Origin of the sequence: Lysinibacillus sp. BF-4, assembly GCF_000743635.1 — a bacterium.
Classification (GTDB): Bacteria; Bacillota; Bacilli; order Bacillales_A; family Planococcaceae; genus Metalysinibacillus; species Metalysinibacillus saudimassiliensis.
Map to the genome: position 1 here is coordinate 1 of NZ_JPUW01000033.1, position 18855 is coordinate 18855.

The 18855-nt window shown below is 39.9% G+C and carries 20 protein-coding genes and 8 tRNA genes; 27 read left to right on the forward strand and 1 reads right to left on the reverse strand.

Features of this window, described 5'->3' with window-relative positions; translation table 11 throughout:
* Positions 1–259 precede the first annotated feature (259 nt).
* From CH76_RS10275 to CH76_RS10300, 6 genes are all read left to right on the forward strand, one after another.
* On the forward strand, positions 260–1330 hold the full coding sequence (locus CH76_RS10275; RefSeq protein ID WP_036145790.1) for a D-alanine--D-alanine ligase: 1071 nt from the start codon (positions 260–262) through the stop codon (positions 1328–1330).
* Positions 1331–1344: 14 nt separating this feature from the next.
* On the forward strand, positions 1345–2691 hold the full coding sequence (murF, locus tag CH76_RS10280; protein ID WP_036145792.1) for a UDP-N-acetylmuramoyl-tripeptide--D-alanyl-D-alanine ligase: 1347 nt from the start codon (positions 1345–1347) through the stop codon (positions 2689–2691).
* Positions 2692–2743: 52 nt separating this feature from the next.
* Positions 2744–3451: a carboxylesterase gene (locus tag CH76_RS10285; protein WP_036145795.1), complete on the forward strand. Its 708-nt coding sequence runs from the start codon at positions 2744–2746 to the stop codon at positions 3449–3451.
* A 301-nt stretch (positions 3452–3752) separates the two neighbouring features.
* Positions 3753–5327, forward strand: a complete 1575-nt coding sequence (locus CH76_RS10290; RefSeq protein WP_036145797.1) for a DEAD/DEAH box helicase — start codon at positions 3753–3755, stop codon at positions 5325–5327.
* An 88-nt stretch (positions 5328–5415) separates the two neighbouring features.
* The gene (locus tag CH76_RS10295) at positions 5416–5895 is read left to right on the forward strand and encodes a PH domain-containing protein (protein WP_036145799.1); all 480 of its coding nucleotides are present in this window, start codon (positions 5416–5418) and stop codon (positions 5893–5895) included.
* On the forward strand, positions 5885–7354 hold the full coding sequence (locus CH76_RS10300) for a PH domain-containing protein (protein WP_081892688.1): 1470 nt from the start codon (positions 5885–5887) through the stop codon (positions 7352–7354). The genes CH76_RS10295 and CH76_RS10300 overlap by 11 nt, the downstream gene beginning before the upstream one ends.
* Before the next feature lie 51 nt (positions 7355–7405).
* On the opposite strand, the gene CH76_RS10305 is transcribed toward CH76_RS10300, so the two are convergent.
* A complete protein-coding gene (locus CH76_RS10305; RefSeq protein ID WP_036145803.1) occupies positions 7406–8014 on the reverse strand; it encodes a rhomboid family intramembrane serine protease in 609 nt (202 codons plus the stop codon).
* Positions 8015–8082: 68 nt separating this feature from the next.
* Between CH76_RS10305 and acpS the strand changes: the two genes are divergently transcribed.
* From acpS to CH76_RS10415, 21 genes are all read left to right on the forward strand, one after another.
* Complete coding sequence (gene acpS / locus CH76_RS10310; RefSeq protein WP_036145805.1) at positions 8083–8436, forward strand: holo-ACP synthase; 354 nt, start codon at positions 8083–8085, stop codon at positions 8434–8436.
* Positions 8437–8573: 137 nt separating this feature from the next.
* Positions 8574–9692: an alanine racemase gene (alr, locus tag CH76_RS10315; RefSeq protein WP_036145807.1), complete on the forward strand. Its 1119-nt coding sequence runs from the start codon at positions 8574–8576 to the stop codon at positions 9690–9692.
* A 370-nt stretch (positions 9693–10062) separates the two neighbouring features.
* The gene (locus CH76_RS10325) at positions 10063–10413 is read left to right on the forward strand and encodes a type II toxin-antitoxin system PemK/MazF family toxin (protein ID WP_036145811.1); all 351 of its coding nucleotides are present in this window, start codon (positions 10063–10065) and stop codon (positions 10411–10413) included.
* 119 nt (positions 10414–10532) lie between these two features.
* Positions 10533–11354: an STAS domain-containing protein gene (locus tag CH76_RS14290; protein ID WP_051910319.1), complete on the forward strand. Its 822-nt coding sequence runs from the start codon at positions 10533–10535 to the stop codon at positions 11352–11354.
* On the forward strand, positions 11351–11713 hold the full coding sequence (locus CH76_RS10335; RefSeq protein WP_036145813.1) for an STAS domain-containing protein: 363 nt from the start codon (positions 11351–11353) through the stop codon (positions 11711–11713). The genes CH76_RS14290 and CH76_RS10335 overlap by 4 nt, the downstream gene beginning before the upstream one ends.
* Positions 11714–11715: 2 nt before the next feature.
* Positions 11716–12117 carry an anti-sigma regulatory factor gene (locus CH76_RS10340; protein ID WP_036145815.1) on the forward strand — a complete coding sequence of 134 codons (402 nt, stop codon included), beginning with the start codon at positions 11716–11718 and terminating at the stop codon, positions 12115–12117.
* Positions 12118–12129: 12 nt separating this feature from the next.
* A complete protein-coding gene (locus CH76_RS10345; RefSeq protein ID WP_036145818.1) occupies positions 12130–13125 on the forward strand; it encodes a PP2C family protein-serine/threonine phosphatase in 996 nt (331 codons plus the stop codon).
* Between the two features lie 73 nt (positions 13126–13198).
* Entirely contained in the window at positions 13199–13531 is a 333-nt protein-coding gene (locus CH76_RS10350; protein WP_036145822.1) for an STAS domain-containing protein, read from the forward strand.
* Positions 13531–14004: an anti-sigma B factor RsbW gene (gene rsbW / locus CH76_RS10355; protein WP_036145825.1), complete on the forward strand. Its 474-nt coding sequence runs from the start codon at positions 13531–13533 to the stop codon at positions 14002–14004. The genes CH76_RS10350 and rsbW overlap by 1 nt, the downstream gene beginning before the upstream one ends.
* Positions 13979–14767 carry an RNA polymerase sigma factor SigB gene (gene sigB / locus CH76_RS10360; RefSeq protein ID WP_235190387.1) on the forward strand — a complete coding sequence of 263 codons (789 nt, stop codon included), beginning with the start codon at positions 13979–13981 and terminating at the stop codon, positions 14765–14767. Before rsbW ends, sigB begins: the two co-directional genes overlap by 26 nt.
* Positions 14764–15342, forward strand: coding sequence for a PP2C family serine/threonine-protein phosphatase (locus CH76_RS10365; RefSeq protein WP_036145829.1), 579 nt, complete (start codon positions 14764–14766; stop codon positions 15340–15342). The genes sigB and CH76_RS10365 overlap by 4 nt, the downstream gene beginning before the upstream one ends.
* 88 nt (positions 15343–15430) lie before the next feature.
* The gene (locus CH76_RS10370; protein WP_036145835.1) at positions 15431–17578 is read left to right on the forward strand and encodes a Tex family protein; all 2148 of its coding nucleotides are present in this window, start codon (positions 15431–15433) and stop codon (positions 17576–17578) included.
* A complete protein-coding gene (locus tag CH76_RS10375) occupies positions 17568–18008 on the forward strand; it encodes a SprT family protein (protein ID WP_036145837.1) in 441 nt (146 codons plus the stop codon). The genes CH76_RS10370 and CH76_RS10375 overlap by 11 nt, the downstream gene beginning before the upstream one ends.
* A gap of 68 nt (positions 18009–18076) precedes the next feature.
* Positions 18077–18151: transfer RNA gene (locus CH76_RS10380), tRNA-Asn, on the forward strand.
* Positions 18152–18155: 4 nt separating this feature from the next.
* Positions 18156–18230: transfer RNA gene (locus tag CH76_RS10385), tRNA-Glu, on the forward strand.
* Between the two features lie 45 nt (positions 18231–18275).
* Positions 18276–18351: transfer RNA gene (locus CH76_RS10390), tRNA-Asp, on the forward strand.
* A 12-nt stretch (positions 18352–18363) separates the two neighbouring features.
* Positions 18364–18439 (forward strand) — tRNA-Gln (locus CH76_RS10395).
* A 19-nt stretch (positions 18440–18458) separates the two neighbouring features.
* Positions 18459–18534: transfer RNA gene (locus CH76_RS10400), tRNA-Lys, on the forward strand.
* Positions 18535–18573: 39 nt separating this feature from the next.
* Positions 18574–18656: transfer RNA gene (locus CH76_RS10405), tRNA-Leu, on the forward strand.
* Positions 18657–18685: 29 nt separating this feature from the next.
* Positions 18686–18762 (forward strand) — tRNA-Arg (locus CH76_RS10410).
* A 5-nt stretch (positions 18763–18767) separates the two neighbouring features.
* Positions 18768–18838, forward strand: a tRNA-Gly gene (locus tag CH76_RS10415).
* Positions 18839–18855: the final 17 nt, after the last annotated feature.

Consider the following 18855-nt stretch of genomic DNA (forward strand, 5'->3'; position numbering starts at 1 on the left):
CTAAGGAGGGGGCATTATTTTCCTTAGCAAAATCGGATAAAACAAAGTCAGCGTATGAAATTGAAGTACGTAATTTATCGCATTATAATTTCCCAGATGAGATATGGGATGATTTGAAACAGATTTTAAAAGAAGAAGCGGACGATTTAATTCATATTACGTAAAACTCACTGAAATACCAGTGAGTTTTCTTATATAAACCGTGGCTTCGTGCTAAACTAAATGTACATACTGGCATTTATAATTGGAGGATTTTTTAATGAAGAAAAAACTAGGATTAGTATACGGTGGCAAATCAGCAGAGCATGAGGTGTCGCTATCAACAGCACTTGCAGTTATTGGTGCAATTGATTTTACTAAATATGAAGTAACCCCTATTTTTATTACGAAACAAGGCGAATGGCGCTGTGGTAATGCAGTAAGTGAGCCATTAACAACAATCGAGAGCCTGCGCCTAGCAGGAGAAGACAAACCGCATGATGTGATGTCATTTTTAGTAAATGAAGCAAATGAATTACGTGAGTTTGATGTGATTTTCCCATTATTACATGGTACAAACGGTGAAGACGGTACAGTACAGGGCTTTTTTGAGGTACTTAATTTACCTTACGTTGGTAATAATGTCCTTGGCTCGTCAACAGGTATGGACAAAGTAGTAATGAAGCAATTATTTGAGATGGCTGGACTTCCTCAATTGCCTTACGTTCACTTCATTAACGCTGAATGGCAAGAAAATCAAGAAGTTATTTTACAACAATGTGAAGATAAACTTGCTTACCCAATGTATGTAAAGCCAGCTAACCTTGGTTCAAGTGTTGGGATTAGCAAAGCCGAAACACGCGAAGAATTAACAGAGGCTATTGCAGTTGCGTTAAAATATGATCGTAAAATTGTTATTGAACAAGGTGTTGTAGCGCGTGAGATTGAGCTTGCTGTATTAGGTAATGACATAGCACAAGTTTCAGTAGCAGGTGAAATTAAAGCAGTATCTGATTTTTATGATTATGAATCAAAATACGCAGACGGCTCAACAGAGCTAATTATTCCAGCAGAGATTTCAAACGCGACATTACTATCGCTTCAAACAATGGCTAAGAAAGCATTTAAAGCGATTGATGGTAGCGGTTTAGTGCGTGCTGACTTTTTTGTGACGGCTGATGATACTATCTATATTAATGAGGTAAATACGCTACCTGGTTTTACACCAGTGAGTATGTATCCACTGCTATGGCAAAAAACAGATGTAGCATACAGTGATTTAATTGACCGTTTAATTGAGCTAGGCTTAGAGCGCCATGCGCAAAAGCAAAAACTCCAATTTAATTTATAAAAGAGGTAGAGCAAATGAAACGAACAGTAAAACAATTAGCTGATTGGCTACAAGTAACACAGGTTCAGCAGCCAGAGGTTGAAGTTACAGGTGTAACAATTGATACGCGCACAGTTAAGGCGGGTGACTTATTTGTACCGTTTCGTGGTGAGCGCTCAAACGGGCATGACTATGTACAACAAGCTATCGAGGCGGGGGCAGCCGCTGTGTTGTGGCAGGCAGATGAGCCTAATCCACCAACAGATGTACCATTAATTATTGTAGAGGATACAGAACTAGCATTACAGGAGCTAGCACGTCAGTACCGTACAGAGCATCAAGCAACCTTTATTGGTATTACAGGCTCTAATGGTAAAACATCTTCAAAGGATATTGTAGCGGGCTTACTAGCGCCATATTTTAAAGTGCAAAAGACACAAGGTAACTTTAATAATCAGCTTGGGCTTCCGATTACTGTACTAAATTTGGATGAGGATGCTGAGGTAGCTGTACTTGAAATGGGTATGAGCGGTTTTGGCGAAATTGCGTTTTTAACAAAGCTAGCACGCCCACATATCGCAATCATTACTAATATTGGCGAAGCACATATGCAGGACCTTGGCTCACGTGAAGGTATTGCGAAAGCAAAGTTTGAAATTAGTGAGGGCTTAGTACCAAACGGTATTTTATTTTATGATGGGGATGAGCCATTACTACAGGCGCTTATTACAGAGCAATTGAATACAAAAGCCTTTGGTATGCAAGCAACAAATGATTTATACGCGACGGATATTTTAGCAACTGAAGCGGGTAGTGAGTTTACTGTGCATGGTGTGATAGATGAGCATGTGAGTATTTCTGTACTGGGTGAGCATCAAGTGAAAAATGCGTTAGGTGCAATGCTTGTTGCGCAACATATTGGCTTAACACCAGCGCAAATTAAGCAATCACTAGCACAGGTGACGTTAACAGATATGCGTATGCAATTAGTGCCAAAAGGTGATGTATTATTTATTAATGATGCATACAACGCGGCACCAACCTCTGTATGTGCGGCAATTGAGTTTATGAAGACAACTACTATTCGACCTAAAAAATGGCTAGTGCTTGGAGATATGTTAGAGCTTGGGCCAAATGAGTTAGCTTACCATGCAGAGTTGGCGGATGTTATTGATCCAGCACATATCGAAACAGTGCTATTATATGGGCCACGTATGCGTGTACTATATGAAGAGCTAGCTCATAAATTTAGTGATGCTAATTTATATTATGCTGCTGAAGATATTTCGGCACTAGCTAATATTATTGAGCAGAGTGCAACAAATGAAACGTTGCTATTAATTAAAGGCTCCCGTGGCATGAAACTTGAACGATTAATTTAAACGACAGCGTTACTACTAATATGTAGTAGCGCTTTTTTTAGGAGGTAGGGCAGTGACGACTGGTATTTTGTATTTGCATGGTTTTTCAGGTGGGACGTATGAGATTGCGCCACTACAAAATTATTTAGCACAGTATGACTATGCTACCAAAGCACCTACATTAACGGGGCATGGCGAAGTATTAGATTTACGTCGGTGCAAGGCAGAGCATTGGCTAAAAGATGCTGAGCTTAGTTATCGTAAACTCGCAAAGCGTGTGGATGATGTAATTGTAGTAGGGTTTTCGATGGGGGGTGTGCTGGCGCTATATTTGGCACAGCGCTACCCAGTAAAAAAATTAGTATTACTTAGTGCGGCGCTTAATTATATTGAGCCTAAACAATTAGTGAAGGATGTTGCCATATTTGCGACAGCTGGCTATCAAGTAAAAATGAATCCGACTTTTCAACGCTATGCTTTTAAATTTGGAAAAGTACCACTTAGCGCAGCACTTGCGTTTACACGCGTTGTACAATTGACAGCACCCTACGTCAAAAATATTACGGTACCAACGCTCATTGTGCAGGGGCAACTCGATGGTATGGTACCGTATACAACAGCAAATAAAATTTATACAACGCTTGCGTCATATGACAAACGCCTGTATTTTTCACCAAATGGTAAGCATCATATTTGTTTTAGTGATGATTGCGAAAAGTGGTTTGCAAAAGTTGCTCAGTTTGTCAATGATAAAAGTCTGATAATTAAGAATGAGGCGTAACCATTGCATGCGTTGCTTATGCGTGATAGACTAATGAAAGCAATGGATACATTTTGTGCGAAGGCTCTTCAACAATCTTGTGAAGAGTGCTTTTTTTTGAACTAACGGTTATATTCTAAAGAATACAACCGCTCGGCAACGACCGGGCTTTCCCTTTCATGAACAAGAAAGCTTTACTAGCTATTAGTAAAGAGACATATTAGTGACGGAAACGTTCCAAATAGATCGGCTCGAGTTTGCCATCATTCATCTGAAAATGTAACCATTTGTCAACTTATAAGCAAAAAGGAGAATGAAGAGTTTGACAAATTTTTCAGAATTAAATGTAAGTGAATCAACATTACGCTCACTTAAGCGTATGGGATTCGAAGAAGCAACACCTATTCAAGAAGGTACAATTCGTTTTGGTATGGAAGGTCGCGACATTATTGGCCAGGCACAAACTGGTACAGGTAAAACAGCGGCATTCGGTATCCCTCTAATTGAGAAAATTGACCCAAAAAACCCTGCAATCCAGGCGTTAATTATTGCCCCTACACGTGAGTTAGCAATCCAAGTATCAGAAGAACTTTACAAATTAGGTTACGATAAACGCGTTAAATTATTGTCTGTATATGGTGGACAAGAAATCGGACGTCAAATCCGTGCGCTTAAAAATAAGCCACAAATTATCGTAGGTACACCAGGTCGTATCATTGACCATATTAACCGTCGTACGTTAAAGCTTAATGAAGTACAAACACTTGTACTTGATGAAGCAGACGAAATGTTAAACATGGGCTTCATTGATGATATTAACTCGATTTTAGAGCACGTACCAGCAGAGCGCCAAACATTATTATTCTCAGCAACTATGCCAGGACCAATCCGCAAAATCGCTGAAGAATTTATGAAAGATCCTGAAATCGTTAAGATTAAATCAAAAGAAATGACAGTCGAAAACATCGACCAATATTTCGTTAAAGCGCAAGAGCGTGAAAAATTTGATGTCTTAGCTCGTCTTTTAAACGTTCACCAACCAGAATTAGCTATCATCTTCGGTCGTACAAAACGCCGCGTTGATGAAGTAGCACAAGCATTATCAATTCGTGGTTACCTTGCAGAAGGTATTCATGGTGACTTAAGCCAAGCGAAACGTATTTCTGTACTACGTCAATTTAAAGAAAATAAAATTGACATCTTAGTAGCAACAGACGTAGCTGCGCGTGGTTTAGATATTTCAGGCGTAACACATGTTTATAACTTTGATATTCCACAAGATCCTGAGTCTTACGTTCACCGTATCGGACGTACAGGTCGTGCTGGTAAATCAGGTTTAGCGGTAACATTCGTAACACCACGTGAAATGGGTTACCTACGTATCGTTGAAGAAACAACTAAAAAGCGTATGACACCTCTACGTCCACCATCATCAAGTGAGGCCCTTGTTGGTCAACAACGCTTATCGATGGAAACATTAGTAGAAATCGTACAAAAAAATAATTTAGATGACTACCGTACATTAGCATCTGAATTATTAGAAGAACACAATGCAACTGACTTAGTAGCAGCAGCATTACGTTCATTAACAAAAGAACCAAGTGACTCACCAATCCAAATCACTGAAGAACGTCCATTACCAATGCGTGGAAATCGCAGCGGTGGCGGTGGCGGTCGCGGTGGTAACCGTAGCGGTGGTGGCGGCGGTAATCGTTACCGTGGCAACCGTAGCGGTGGCGGCGGTCAAGGTGGCGGCGGTCAAGGTGGCGGTCGTCGTGAAGGCGGACGTGATCGTAACCGTAGTAGCCAAGGTGGCGGAGAACAACGTCGCGAAGGTGGTCAAGGCGGAGGCCGTCGTGACGGCAATCGTCGTCCACGTCGTCGTGAAGAACAATAATAACAGTACTAGCCGTTCCTTTAGGGGAGCGGCTTTTTTTGAAACATTTTATAGTATAAGCCGTAAATAAAACAGGAGGCGATTAGACTTGAGAAGTAAACCGAAGCATAAAATATCGCGTAGAGGTTTAACAGTGTGGCGTTTATATGGTGTAATCCAAACTGTTATTCTTGCAATTGCTGCAGGTGTAGTAGATTATTTAGCGCTACGCTTTGAGTGGCCGATATGGAGTCATTTTATTGGCTGGGGATTAGTGGTACTAAGTATTCTATTTTCAACGATTGTATTTCCTAAGGTGCGTTGGGAGCGCTGGCGTTATGAGGTACGTGAGCATGAGATTGAAGTACAGCATGGCTTGTTTATTGTAAAGCGTACTATCATCCCAATGGTACGTGTACAGCATGTTGATACTACGCAAGGACCTATTTTAAAAAAATATGATTTAGGTAATATTTCGATTTCAACAGCGGCAACAACACATGTAATTCCTGCGCTTAATATGGATGAGGCCGACGAAATGCGCGCGCGCATCTCGGACTTAGCAAGGGTGGCGGAAGATGATGTCTGAGATTATGTATAAAAAACTACCCTTTGCCTCGGTAGTCATTGATGCGGCAGCAACCTTTCGGGCGTTTCTTGTACCATTAATGATTATGCTCGTTGCTAATTTTTCAAAATTTACATTAGATTTTTCAAGTCCAGGCTTTTGGAGCTCACTCGCTTTAATTGGTTTTTGGAGTATTGTTATTTTATTTTCTTTATTTTTTAGTATTATTCGTTGGTGGACTTATTATTACTGGTTTGAAGATGCTGAACTTCGTGTGAAGTATGGTTTATTTATTAAAAAGAAGCGTTATATTCCATTTGAACGCATTCAAACATTAAATTACCATGAGGGAATCTTTCATCGTCTATTTGGCTTAGTAAAAGTAGAAGTCGAAACAGCAGGTAGCTCTGAGGGCAAAGCGGAAGTTGTATTAACTGCTCTAACTCGTGAAGCAGCTAATCAAATCGAAGCGGAGATGCGTAAGGCTAAACAACAGCCAACTGAACAACAAGTAGAGGAACTAGCTCCAGTAGCAGAAGTTACAGCAATGTATAAGATGTCAACAAAAGACCTGCTGGTTTTAGCTTCGACATCAGGTGGTATAGGTGTTGTTATTTCGGGTTTACTAGCAGTGCTCAGTCAAGTTTCGGACATTATTCCGTACGAAAAAATTTACGGAGAGCTTGCGACACTTGCGAAATACGGTGTGCTGTTAATTAGTTTAGTAGTACTGGCTGTATTTGTTGTGGGGTGGATTGCGTCAGTTCTATTAACCTACTTAAAATATTACAGCTTTACAGTAGTAGTACAAGAAGAAAATCTTGTGATTACTCGTGGTTTACTTGAAAAGAAACGTGTTACGATTCCATTAAAGCGCGTACAAGCTATAAAAATTGTGGAAAATCCATTTCGTCAACTGTTTAAATACGCTACGGTAAGTGTAGAGAGTGCAGGAAGTAATAGTGGTGAGGACTCGATGGTAATCTTTCCTCTAATTAAGCGCTCCAAGCTACAGGGACCACTTACTGAACTGTTTCCCCATTATGAATGGCATCAGCAATGGATTGCGTCACCTAAACGCTCACGTCCTTTCTTTTATCGCATTGATTTTATCTGGCTTGTGCCATTGATTGCAGCACTGAGCTATTTCTTGTTGCCATGGGGGCTATTATCTTTACTGCTAGTACCATTGACAATTGCGTTAGGCATTTGGCAACATCGTACGGCAGCTTATGCAATTGATGATAAGCAGTTAACGCTTCGTTATCGTATTTTTAGCCGCGTGACTTTTTTTGCTGAGAAGCATCGTATTCAATCAATAACAGCGAGTCAGTCTTATTTTAAGCAACGCAAAAATGTGTCGGATGTGCGTGTGCATGTAATGTCAGGTGCTACTGGTGCTACGGCTACTGTAACAGCACTTGAAGCAAAAGATGTAAATCATATCCTGACATGGTATGAGCATAAAAAAGAGGTATAATAAAAAAATCATCATTTCCGCAAGTAAAGGGAGATGATGATTTTTTTGCTATTATAAGCGAGCACGCCATTTATTTACGCGTTTTGGATATAAATAAATTAAGCCTAAAAGAAATCCACCAGCTAAGCCGCCAAGGTGAGCAGCAGCATTAATATTGGGCTGGATAAATGTCATTACAACACTAACTAAAATTAGTGGTAAAATTAATTGACGCAATTCTGGCATCATTTTGCGTGTGTAGTAAATGAGTGCTGCATATGCGCCCATAATACCAAATATTGCGCCACTTGCACCCACACTTAAATAATGTGCGTCATAAATGATAAATGTGGCAATATTACCAATCAGTCCTGCGCTTAGGAAAATAGTTAAGAAGCGTAGCTTGCCCATTAATAGCTCAAGCTCAGGTCCGAATAAAAATAGCCAAAACATATTCATTAGCACGTGCATAAAGTCAGCGTGTAAAAACATGCTAGTTAGAACGCGCCAGTATTGCCCCTCGGCGATAGCTAAATTATATTGTGCACCTAAAGCAAAAATAATATCGCCGTACGTTGGAATGAAGCGTGTTAAATAAATAATGATATTTAGCGCAATTAATATAGAGGCCACAGGGTAAAGAGTTGTGTATTCTTTAAAGTTTTCTGTACGTTTAAACATTTTTATTCACCTCAAGTTCGTTACTACATTATACACAGGTTTGAACTTAGAGTACAAAGGAGATTGCTATGATTAAGGGAATTGGCTTAGATATCGTAGAGTTACCACGCATCAAGCAAATTATTGAGCGCACACCACGCTTTGTAAATCGAATTTTAACAGAGCGTGAAAGAGCGATTTATGAGCAATTAGCACCACATCGAAAATTGGAATTTTTAGGTGGTCGATTTGCTGCGAAAGAGGCCTATGCTAAGGCTTTAGGAACGGGTATTGGCGGAGAGTGTGAGCTTCAAGACATAGCGATTTTGCCAAATGAACTAGGTGCACCCAAGCTATACTTTAAAAATGAGTTAACTAATGATTTTATTTCTATAACGCATACAGAACAGTATGCAGCAGCACAAGTAATTATCCTAGTTTAAGCATAATATTTCGCTACAAATGTGAAAAAACAAAACACATTGTCGATATATATAATAGAACAAAATAAAAGTTGGTTATGTTTTATTGTATGGAATCAGGGTAGTTTATGTTTAGGCTAGCTGAGAGAGGGAAAAAAATGAGCTCAGTACAATATTATAGACCAACCAAAATTAATATAAATTTAAAGGCTATTCAACAAAATATTCGTAATCTACAACAACACTTAACTGACAATGTTGAAATCATTGCAGTTGTCAAAGCTAATGCGTATGGTCATGGCGACGTTGAGGTAGCGCGTACCGCTTTGCAAGAGGGTGCAACTACATTAGCTGTCGCAACATTTGAAGAAGCGCTACATATGAGAAAACATTTTAAGAGTGCTCCAATTCTTGTAATGGGTATTGTGTTACCGCAATTTGTAAATGATGCAATTACAAATGATATAACACTTACTGCACCATCTTTACAATGGTTAGAGCAAGTAATGATGCATAGAAGTTCAGGCGATATTCGTGTTCATTTAAAGATTGATAGTGGTATGGGCAGGATAGGTATTAGAGATGAAGAAGAGATGAAGGCAGTTGCTGCGTTTATTCAATGTGAGGACATTGAGGTAGACGGCATTTTTACACATTTTGCTACAGCTGATGAGCAGGATGAAGCATATTTTTTACAGCAAGCCAAAGCATTTAACACTATGGTGGCATTTTTGCCCAATAAGCCTAGATTAATACATGCAGCAAATACGGCTACAGCCCTAATTAAATCGCAGGCATATCAATTTAATGCGGTGCGCTATGGCATAGCTATGTATGGTTTAGCTGCCTCACCTTATGTCGAAGCATGTGCTCCGTTTGCTCTTGAGCCAGCACTTTCTTTACATTCAGCGTTAACGCATGTAAAGCAAATTGAGGCGGGTGATCACATTGGGTATGGAGCTACCTTTATTGCCAAAAAACGTATGTTTATAGGTACTTTACCAATAGGCTATGCGGATGGTTTATTAAGAGGGCTAGCTGGACAGGAAGTATTGATTGATGGTCAGCGTATGCCAATTGTAGGTAAGATTTGTATGGACCAATGTATGGTCGCAATGAACAAAAATTATCCAATAGGTGAGCCTGTTACGCTGATAGGCACACAACAAAATACTACTATCAATATAGATGAATGGGCCGAAAGACTAAATACTATAAATTATGAGATTCCATGTACGCTCTCCTACAGAGTGCCTAGAATACACAAAAACGATTAAAAATAAGAAAAAAAGCGCGAATAATAGTATTTTCGACAGATAAACGACTTATTCGAGCCTTTAAATTGCTATGTAAAAATGGTAAAATGTACTTAATCAATTTTGCAACTTTAAAAGTTAGTTGTGATTGGAGGTACGTTTTTGTGTGTGCGAAGCTATTTGATTGTATTAAACATCGTCAAGGAGATTTAATGAGCTGTACCAAAAATGGGACTCATCCGTCAACTAGCCACCGTTCATATTATGAAGTAATGGCTAAAGGTTATAGGGAAATGTCTAGTATTAACCTGAAATTAGCGACAGAGTGTTTTACGATAGAATACGAAGCAGAAAGTATTGTTGCACGAGCCGTGAGCGGAGGTTAACAATTTTGAATATAAAACGTGGTGATGTGTATTTTGCAGATTTATCACCTGTGGTCGGATCTGAACAAGGAGGAACACGACCAGTTCTAATCATTCAAAATGACATTGGGAATCGTTTTAGTCCTACAGTAATTGTTGCGGCAGTTACTGCGAAGATTGCAAAAGCAAAATTTCCAACACATGTAGAAATCAGTGCTAAGGAGTATGGATTCGAACGTGATTCGGTAATTTTGCTAGAGCAAATTCGGACGATTGACAAGTCGCGCTTAACAGATAAAATTACGCGTCTGGATAAGCCGCTAATGCGAAAAGTAGATGCAGCATTGATGATTAGTTTGGGGTTAGTCGATTTATAACATACATACAGCTTTAAGCATCGGAATTCACTTTACCAATAGTGACCGATGCTTTTTTAGTACCGAAAGTTAGCCTTTCGTCGTATGATTAAGGGAAAGTAAAAAAGTGAGGTAATAACATGATGAACGAGCAATTTTTTATGGTTTTACGTGATAATCGGAAAGAAATTATAGCAAACACTATTGAGCAATTAAGTTTAGGGACAGAATATGTGCCTAAAGAGGTATTAAAGGATAGTCAATTAAAACCGATTATTGTAGAAGTATTAGATTTAATTGAGTTGGTAGATGAACAGCAAGAGCAACGCTTGCAGACTTTCTTCCGAGGTAGCAAACGATTAACGTGGTCAATTGCAACTGTTTTGCATATTTTTGACTGTATTGGATTAAGTGTGTATCAACTTATAGATGAATTAGCTATTATTGAAGATATGACCAAGGAGGAGCAATTAATCGCCTTAGAAAAGCGTGTAATACCTTTGCGTAATCGATTTGTGCAACTTCATGTTGATATGTGGGAAAACACTTTAGAGATTCAACGATTAGCACTAAAAGAACTAACTGCGCCATTAATTCCTATCTTCGAAAAAATTTCAGTAATGCCCTTAGTAGGTACAATTGATACAGAACGTGCTAAATTAATTATAGAGAATTTATTACACGGTGCTGTAGCGCATCGTAGTGAAGTAGTGTTAATTGATATTACAGCAGTACCAGTTGTTGATACGATGGTAGCGCATTACATGATGCAAGCTGTTGAAGCATTACGCTTAGTCGGTACACGTAGTATGTTAGTGGGGATTCGTCCAGAAATTGCGCAAACAATCGTTAACTTAGGCGTGCAGATGCATGACTTCGAAACAGAAAGTACATTACAACGCGGGGTAGAAAAAGCGTTACGAAGCATTAATCGAAAAATTATTGAGGTGAAAGATTCATGAGCTTAAAAGTACCTATTTTAAAATTGTATGATTGCTTGATTGTGTCAATCCAATGGGAATTAGATGATCACATGGCTATGATGTTTCAAGAGGATTTGTTAAGTAAGTTATATGAAACAGGTGCTAGGGGCGTTGTATTAGATTTAACATTTGTAGACTTTATGGATTCATATATCGCCAAAGTTATAGGGGATGCTATCAACATGGCTACTTTGATGGGAGCTAAGCTTGTACTCACAGGAATTCAGCCTCCTGTTGCGATTACGCTTGTTGAACTAGGTATTAGCTTAAATGCTAGCTCTACAGCACTAGACTTAGAAAAAGGCTTAGAACAGCTCCAAAGAGAACTGGGGGGTTAAGTATGTCACAACAAACGTCAGTGGAAATTGTTACGGAGTGGGACATCGTTGCAGCGCGTCAGTTAGGACGTAACGAAGCAAAGGAAATAGGCTTTGGTACAGTTGACCAAGCACGTATCACAACGGCGATTAGTGAGTTAGCGCGTAATATTTATTTATATGCGCGAGTAGGGCGTGTAGATATTGAGCGTCTTTACGAAGATGGACGTAAAGGTATTTCAATTGTAGCGAGTGATAAGGGCGCTGGGATTGAAGATGTGCGTAAAGTATTAGAGGATGGCTACTCAACGTCTGGTGGTTTGGGCGCGGGTTTACCAGGAGTAAAACGTTTAATGGATAGTATGGATATTGTCTCAAAGAGCGGTGAAGGTACTACAATTACTATCACTAAATGGTTGCGATAAGGTGTGAATGAAATGGAAGATTTAGAACGTGAGTATCACAAAATTTTATCTGATTATGTGAAGGATCAAAATGAGCGGAATTTATATATCGGACAAAACTTTGTGCGACAACTAATACGACGTAATGTAGCGCCAGAAGATGTAGTTAGTTTACATAAAGAGGCGGTAGAGTCGATTTTTCCTGAGGAAATCGAGGGCTTACGTACGGCTTACGACTTTTTAATCGAAATGATGGTACATTACGGTATGGCCTTACGTGAGCATCAAAGCCTTGTACAAAAGCAAGCGGAGTTACAAATTGAAATGAACATTGCTGCTAATGTACAGAAGACCATGCTACAAACAAAGATGCCTAATAGTAATGAAATAGAGATTGGAATGTTATCGACGCCATTAAAAACGGTTAATGGTGACTACGTTCATTTTATAGATGACGAAAACTATGTGGGCGTTGCTGTGACAGATGTTGTAGGCAAGGGAGTTCCTGCAGCACTATGTATGTCGATGGTAAAGTATGGTCTAGAGACGATGCGTGAGTCAGGACATATTCCTTCGAGAGTATTAGCTGTATTAAATCGTATTGTTGAGCAGAATGTTGATGACAGTATGTTTATCTCCATGTTCTATGGTTGTTATGTACTTGAAGAAAATAAATTTTACTATGGTTCTGCAGGGCATGAACCAGCCTTTTTGTATCGTGCTAAGGAAGATAAGTTTCACGATTTAGAGGCTAATGGTATGTTGCTAGGTATTATTCCGACGGCACGCTATATTGATAATGAAGTGGTGTTAGAGAAGGACGATATGATCGTCATTGTTACGGATGGTGTGACAGAGTTTAGAGAAGACGACACAATTGACGAGCGTGGTGTAGTGGCATCTCTTATAAATGATGTGAAGCATTTAGCACCTCAACAAATTTGTGAGTATCTATATCAAAAGCTCGAAGAAATGCACGAGTTTAATTTAAAAGACGACTTCACAGTTGTTGTAATTAAAAAGAATTAATGTTTAATCATAAAACATTGAGGGTAGAGAACATTAATTTGATTGGATGTAATTACAGAGGGGGTTTATATACATGGATATGAAAGTATATTTTAAAGAAGACGGTGACATTTTACGTGGGTTCGTTGAAGGTGAGATTGACGCGTACACAGCGCCACAGTTGCGTGAAGGCTTAGATGCAGCAGAAGTGACAGAAGGTACGCAAATCGAAGTGGATTTAACACATGTAAATTATATCGATAGTACAGGGTTAGGTGTTTTTGTGGCCTTTTATAAACGTGTACAACGTGAGGGCGGAGATGTACGCCTTGTTGGGCTGTCTGAGCGTATTCAACGTTTGTTTGAGATTACAGGTTTAAGTGAGCTTATGAATATCCAAGGTGAGAAGAAGGTGGAATTAAGCTAATGACAAAACAATTTGATTATGTGGAAATGAAGTTTCCTGCCAAATCGCAATATGTAAGTGTTGTACGCTTAGCTGTTTCGAGCCTAGCGAGCCGCATTGGGTTTTCTTATGATGATATAGAAGATTTAAAAATTGCTATTAGCGAAGCTGTAACCAATGTTGTGCATCATGCATATGAAGGTGCTGGTGAAATGGTTATTGGTTGTGCTTTATACGAAGATAAAATCGAATTAATGATTTCGGATTATGGCTCAAGCTTTGAATATGAAAAAGTGAAGGCTACCGTAGGCCCTTATCATAATGAGCAGTCCATTGAAAACTTACGTGAAGGCGGATTAGGTTTATACTTAATGGACGCGCTAATGGACGAGGTATTACTGGCAAACAACGATAGTGGGGTAACAGTCTTTATGACGAAGTATGTCGCTAGAGAGCAGGTGGATGAGGTTGCCGAAAAAGTCACAACACAATAAGAGAGCTTCTAAGGAGCAAGTATTTGAGTGGATTGTGCAATATCAAGAGAATGAAGATCAAGAAGCTCAAACTAACTTAGTGTTAAATTATCAATACTTAGTAGATTCGATTGCGCGTAAATACTCTAGCAACTACTCTAATTTAGAAGATATGAAGCAAGTAGGTATGCTGGGGTTATTGGGTGCTATTCGACGATTTGATGTGGATTTCGGTCGCACGTTTGAGGCGTTTGCTGTGCCAACAATTGTTGGTGAGATTAAACGCTTCCTGCGTGATAAAACATGGGATGTACATGTACCACGTCGTATTAAGGAGCTTGGTCCACGTATTAAAGCAACAGTAGAGGCGTTAACTACTGAGCTTCAACGTTCGCCAAGCATTACCGAAATTGCTGAGCGCCTAGAAGTTACAGATGAAGAAGTACTTGAAGCAATGGAAATGGGACGTAGCTACCAAGCGTTATCAATGGATCATTCGATTGAGTCTGACTCAGATGGTAGCTCCATTACGCTGTTTGATGTCATTGGTCGAACAGACGAAGAGTATGAGAAGACCAATAAGCGTATGATTGTAGCTGAAGCGATGTCGGTATTAACCGAGCGTGAGAAGCAAATCATTCAGTTAACGTACTTGGAGCAGTTGAGTCAAAAAGAAGCGGGAGAACGTTTAGGTATTTCGCAGATGCATGTTTCACGTTTACAACGTAAAGCAATTAAAAAGCTACAAGATGCCATTTTAGTAGAGGACAGTGTATCTACATGACAACGATTTCAAGTGCGGTGTATCGAGCCGCGAAGCAACACGGCACAATAGCTGGTGATGCTTATTTCGAAAAACATGATGATGATTATTATATATGTAGCATTGCAGATGGTTTAGGCAGTGGCGAAATGGCGCAACAGTCAGCAGCTGTAATGCCCATTATTATTGAGCAATATGGTGATGAGTCCGTTGAGCGCCTTATGCAACGCTGTAATGCAGCGTTAAAAGGCAAGCGTGGTGCTGCAATTGCGATTGCTAAAGTGCATTACGCTACCCAACAAATTGAGTATAGCTCAATTGGTAATGTACAAATGTATATGGTCAATGAAAACGATAAATTAATTTATCCAATCCCACAGGCAGGTTTTTTATCGGGCAGACGTCAAGTTGTTAAAACAGATCGTATTAGCTATCAGGCAGTGAGTCGGTTCTTTATGCACTCCGATGGTATTACGATACGTCGTCCTGGTGAGCTGTTAAAAAATAATAGCTCTGCAGATGCTATTATTCAAGCCGTTATTCCGACAGTTGATTTTAAAGATGATGCAACAATGATTGCTGTTGAATTAACATAAGCTACCTCAGTAGGTTTTCCTTACTAAGGTAGCTTATTTTTATTGTAAAATAGAGCATGGAAAGGTAGTGATTAAGGTGGAAGAAAAAATGATTAAACATGTAGCTGAACAAGTTAAGGTAACACCAAAGCAAGTAAAAACAGTAATTGAACTTTTGCAAGATGGTAATACAGTTCCCTTTATTGCACGTTACCGAAAAGAGGCTACGCATTCATTAGATGAAGTAGAAATTAAAGCAATTGAAGACCGCTACCATTATGCTGTGCAATTGCAAGAGCGTAAGGATGAGGTGCTACGTTTAATCGAGGAACAAGGTAAACTAACGGAGCAACTGACAAAGGACATTACGGCAGCTACTGTTTTACAGCGTGTAGAGGATTTATACCGCCCATTTAAGCAAAAGCGTCGTACAAAAGCAACAATGGCTAAGGAAAAAGGTTTAGAGCCATTAGCAAGTGCATTGTTACGCTTTACCCCTATGTCTTTACAAGAGTTATATAAGCAACATCCTGCAACAGAGTTACTTACGCAGGAAGAAGCATTCGCAGGTGCGCGTGACATTTTAGCGGAGAATTTTGCAGACGATGCAAGTATCCGTGAAAAAATTCGTGAGTTAGGGCGTAAGCGTGGCATCATCGAAACAACAGTAAAGAAGGGTGACAAAGATGAGCAACGTGTCTTTGAAATGTATTACGACTACACTGAACCCGTGCATGCGATTGTACCGCACCGTATTTTAGCACTTAACCGTGGAGAGAAAGAGAATGTGTTGCGTGTAGGTATTACGCTACCAGAAGATGTTGTAATGCGTGCAATGTATACAAGATGGATTCCTGCAACAGGTAATTCGCCATCGATTGCAGAAGTTAAGTCAGCAATTGAAGATGCATTTAAGCGATTAATCCACCCTTCTATTGAACGTGAGTTACGTAATGAATTGACAGAAGTCGCTGAGCAACAGGCTATTCATATTTTTTCGGAAAACTTGAGAAGCCTATTATTGCAACCACCAATGAAAAATAAATATGTGTTAGGTGTTGACCCTGCATTCCGTACAGGCTGTAAGTTAGCGGTTGTAGATGAGTTTGGCAAGATGATTGAAATCGGGGTAGTTTACCCGCACCCACCAATGAAAAATAGACGTGGTGAGGCTAAGCAAAAAGTTGAAACGTTGTTAAAGCGCTATCCTATCGAAATTATTGCGATTGGAAATGGTACAGCTTCTCGTGAGACAGAGCAATTTATTGCGGAGATTTTGCAAGAGCAAGATACGACAGCCTCGTATGTCATTGTTAATGAAGCAGGAGCATCGGTTTATTCAGCTTCGCCTGTAGCACGTGAGGAGTTTCCGGATTTACAAGTAGAAGAGCGTAGTGCTGTTTCGATTGCGCGTCGTTTGCAAGATCCGCTGTCGGAGCTTGTAAAGATTGAACCAAAGGCAGTAGGGGTTGGGCAGTATCAGCATGACGTTTCACAAAAGAAATTAGCAGAATCACTAACGTTTATTGTAGAAACAGCTGTTAACCAAGTTGGCGTGGACGTAAATACAGCCTCTGTATCTTTACTTCAGCATGTATCAGGGCTATCAAAAACTGTAGCCGAAAACATCGTGAAAATGCGTGGAGAAAATGGGGCCTATACTTCTCGAGTATCGTTAAAAAAAGTACCACGTTTAGGTGCCAAAACATATGAACAAGCAATTGGTTTCTTGCGTGTTCCAAGTGCTAAAAATCCATTAGATGCAACGGGTATTCACCCTGAGAGTTATCATTTAGCAGAAGCAGTACTACAAGCAGTAGGTATGACTAAAAAAGCACTTGGTACAAAGGAGTTAGATGAAGCGTTAGCAAATGTTCAAGTGGCAACACTTGCTGAACAATTAGCTGTTGGTGAGATTACGCTACAAGATATCGTTACTATTTTACGTAAACCAATGCGCGATCCACGAGATGCCTTTCCACAGCCATTACTAAAAACAAATGTATTAAAAGCAGAAGATTTACAAGTAGGTATGTCATTAGAAGGCACTGTGCGTAATGTTGTAGACTTTGGTGCGTTTGTTGATATTGGTGTAAAACAAGACGGACTTGTGCATATTTCTAAACTACGTAAGTCGCGCGTTAAACACCCATTAGATGTAGTCACACTAGGTGATATTGTTACGGTATGGGTGGAGCAATTAGATTTAGCTAAAAATCGTATTAGTTTAACGATGATTGCGCCGAATGAACAATGAACAATTAACGGCACTTGTTAGGCAGCTTTCCTTAACATTTTTCGCTACGTCTTTTTCCCATCAAGCTTATTTTAATCCACGGTTACGTACAACAGGTGGTCGTTATATGCTAGCAACTCATCATATCGAAGTTAATCCTAAAATATATGAGAATTATGGTGAAGAAGAATTGTCTAATGTTATTAAGCATGAGCTTTGTCATTACCATTTACATTTAGCTAATCTAGGTTACCAACATCGTGATGCGGATTTTAAGCAGCTAGCAAAGCAAGTAGGAGCCCCGCGCTTTTGCCAGCCGCTTACACCACGTGAATACGAGCATAACTATAAGTGTGAAAGCTGTTCTACAAGCTATCAGCGTCAGCGTAAAATAGATACTACACGCTATCGTTGTGGGCGTTGTAAGGGGAAAATAAAGAAAATTGAATAAAGGTATTGACGTTTTTTGAAATGGCATCTATAATAGTAAAAGTCGAGTTAAGAACGACGTACTAGTATTCCGAAGTAGCTCAGTGGTAGAGCAATCGGCTGTTAACCGATCGGTCGTAGGTTCGAGTCCTACCTTCGGAGCCATTTAGGCCCCTTGGTCAAGCGGTTAAGACACCGCCCTTTCACGGCGGTAACACGGGTTCGAATCCCGTAGGGGTCACCATTTTTTCTAAAGAAATGTTTTAAGGTTTTAGGGTTTTTATTATGAGGTCCCGTGGTGTAGCGGTTAACATGCCTGCCTGTCACGCAGGAGATCGCCGGTTCGATCCCGGTCGGGACCGCCATTTTAAAATGATTGGGGTATAGCCAAGTGGTAAGGCAACGGATTTTGATTCCGTCATTCCCTAGGTTCGAGTCCTAGTACCCCAGCCATTTTTTTTGTTTTTATTTAGAGCCATTAGCTCAGTTGGTAGAGCACCTGACTTTTAATCAGGGGGTCGTAGGTTCGAATCCTACATGGCTCACCAGTTTTTTATAATTTATGTTGGTGTTTGTTTTAACATTTTGCGGTCGTGGCGGAATGGCAGACGCGCTAGGTTGAGGGCCTAGTGGGGGAAACCCTGTGGAGGTTCAAGTCCTCTCGGCCGCATCAAATTTATAAACTGGTAATTTTATATTGCGCCCGTAGCTCAATTGGATAGAGTGTCTGACTACGGATCAGAAGGTTAGGGGTTCGACTCCTCTCGGGCGCGCCATTTATGCGGGTGTAGTTTAGTGGTAAAACCTCAGCCTTCCAAGCTGATGATGTGAGTTCGATTCTCATCACCCGCTTATTAAAACCTTATTGC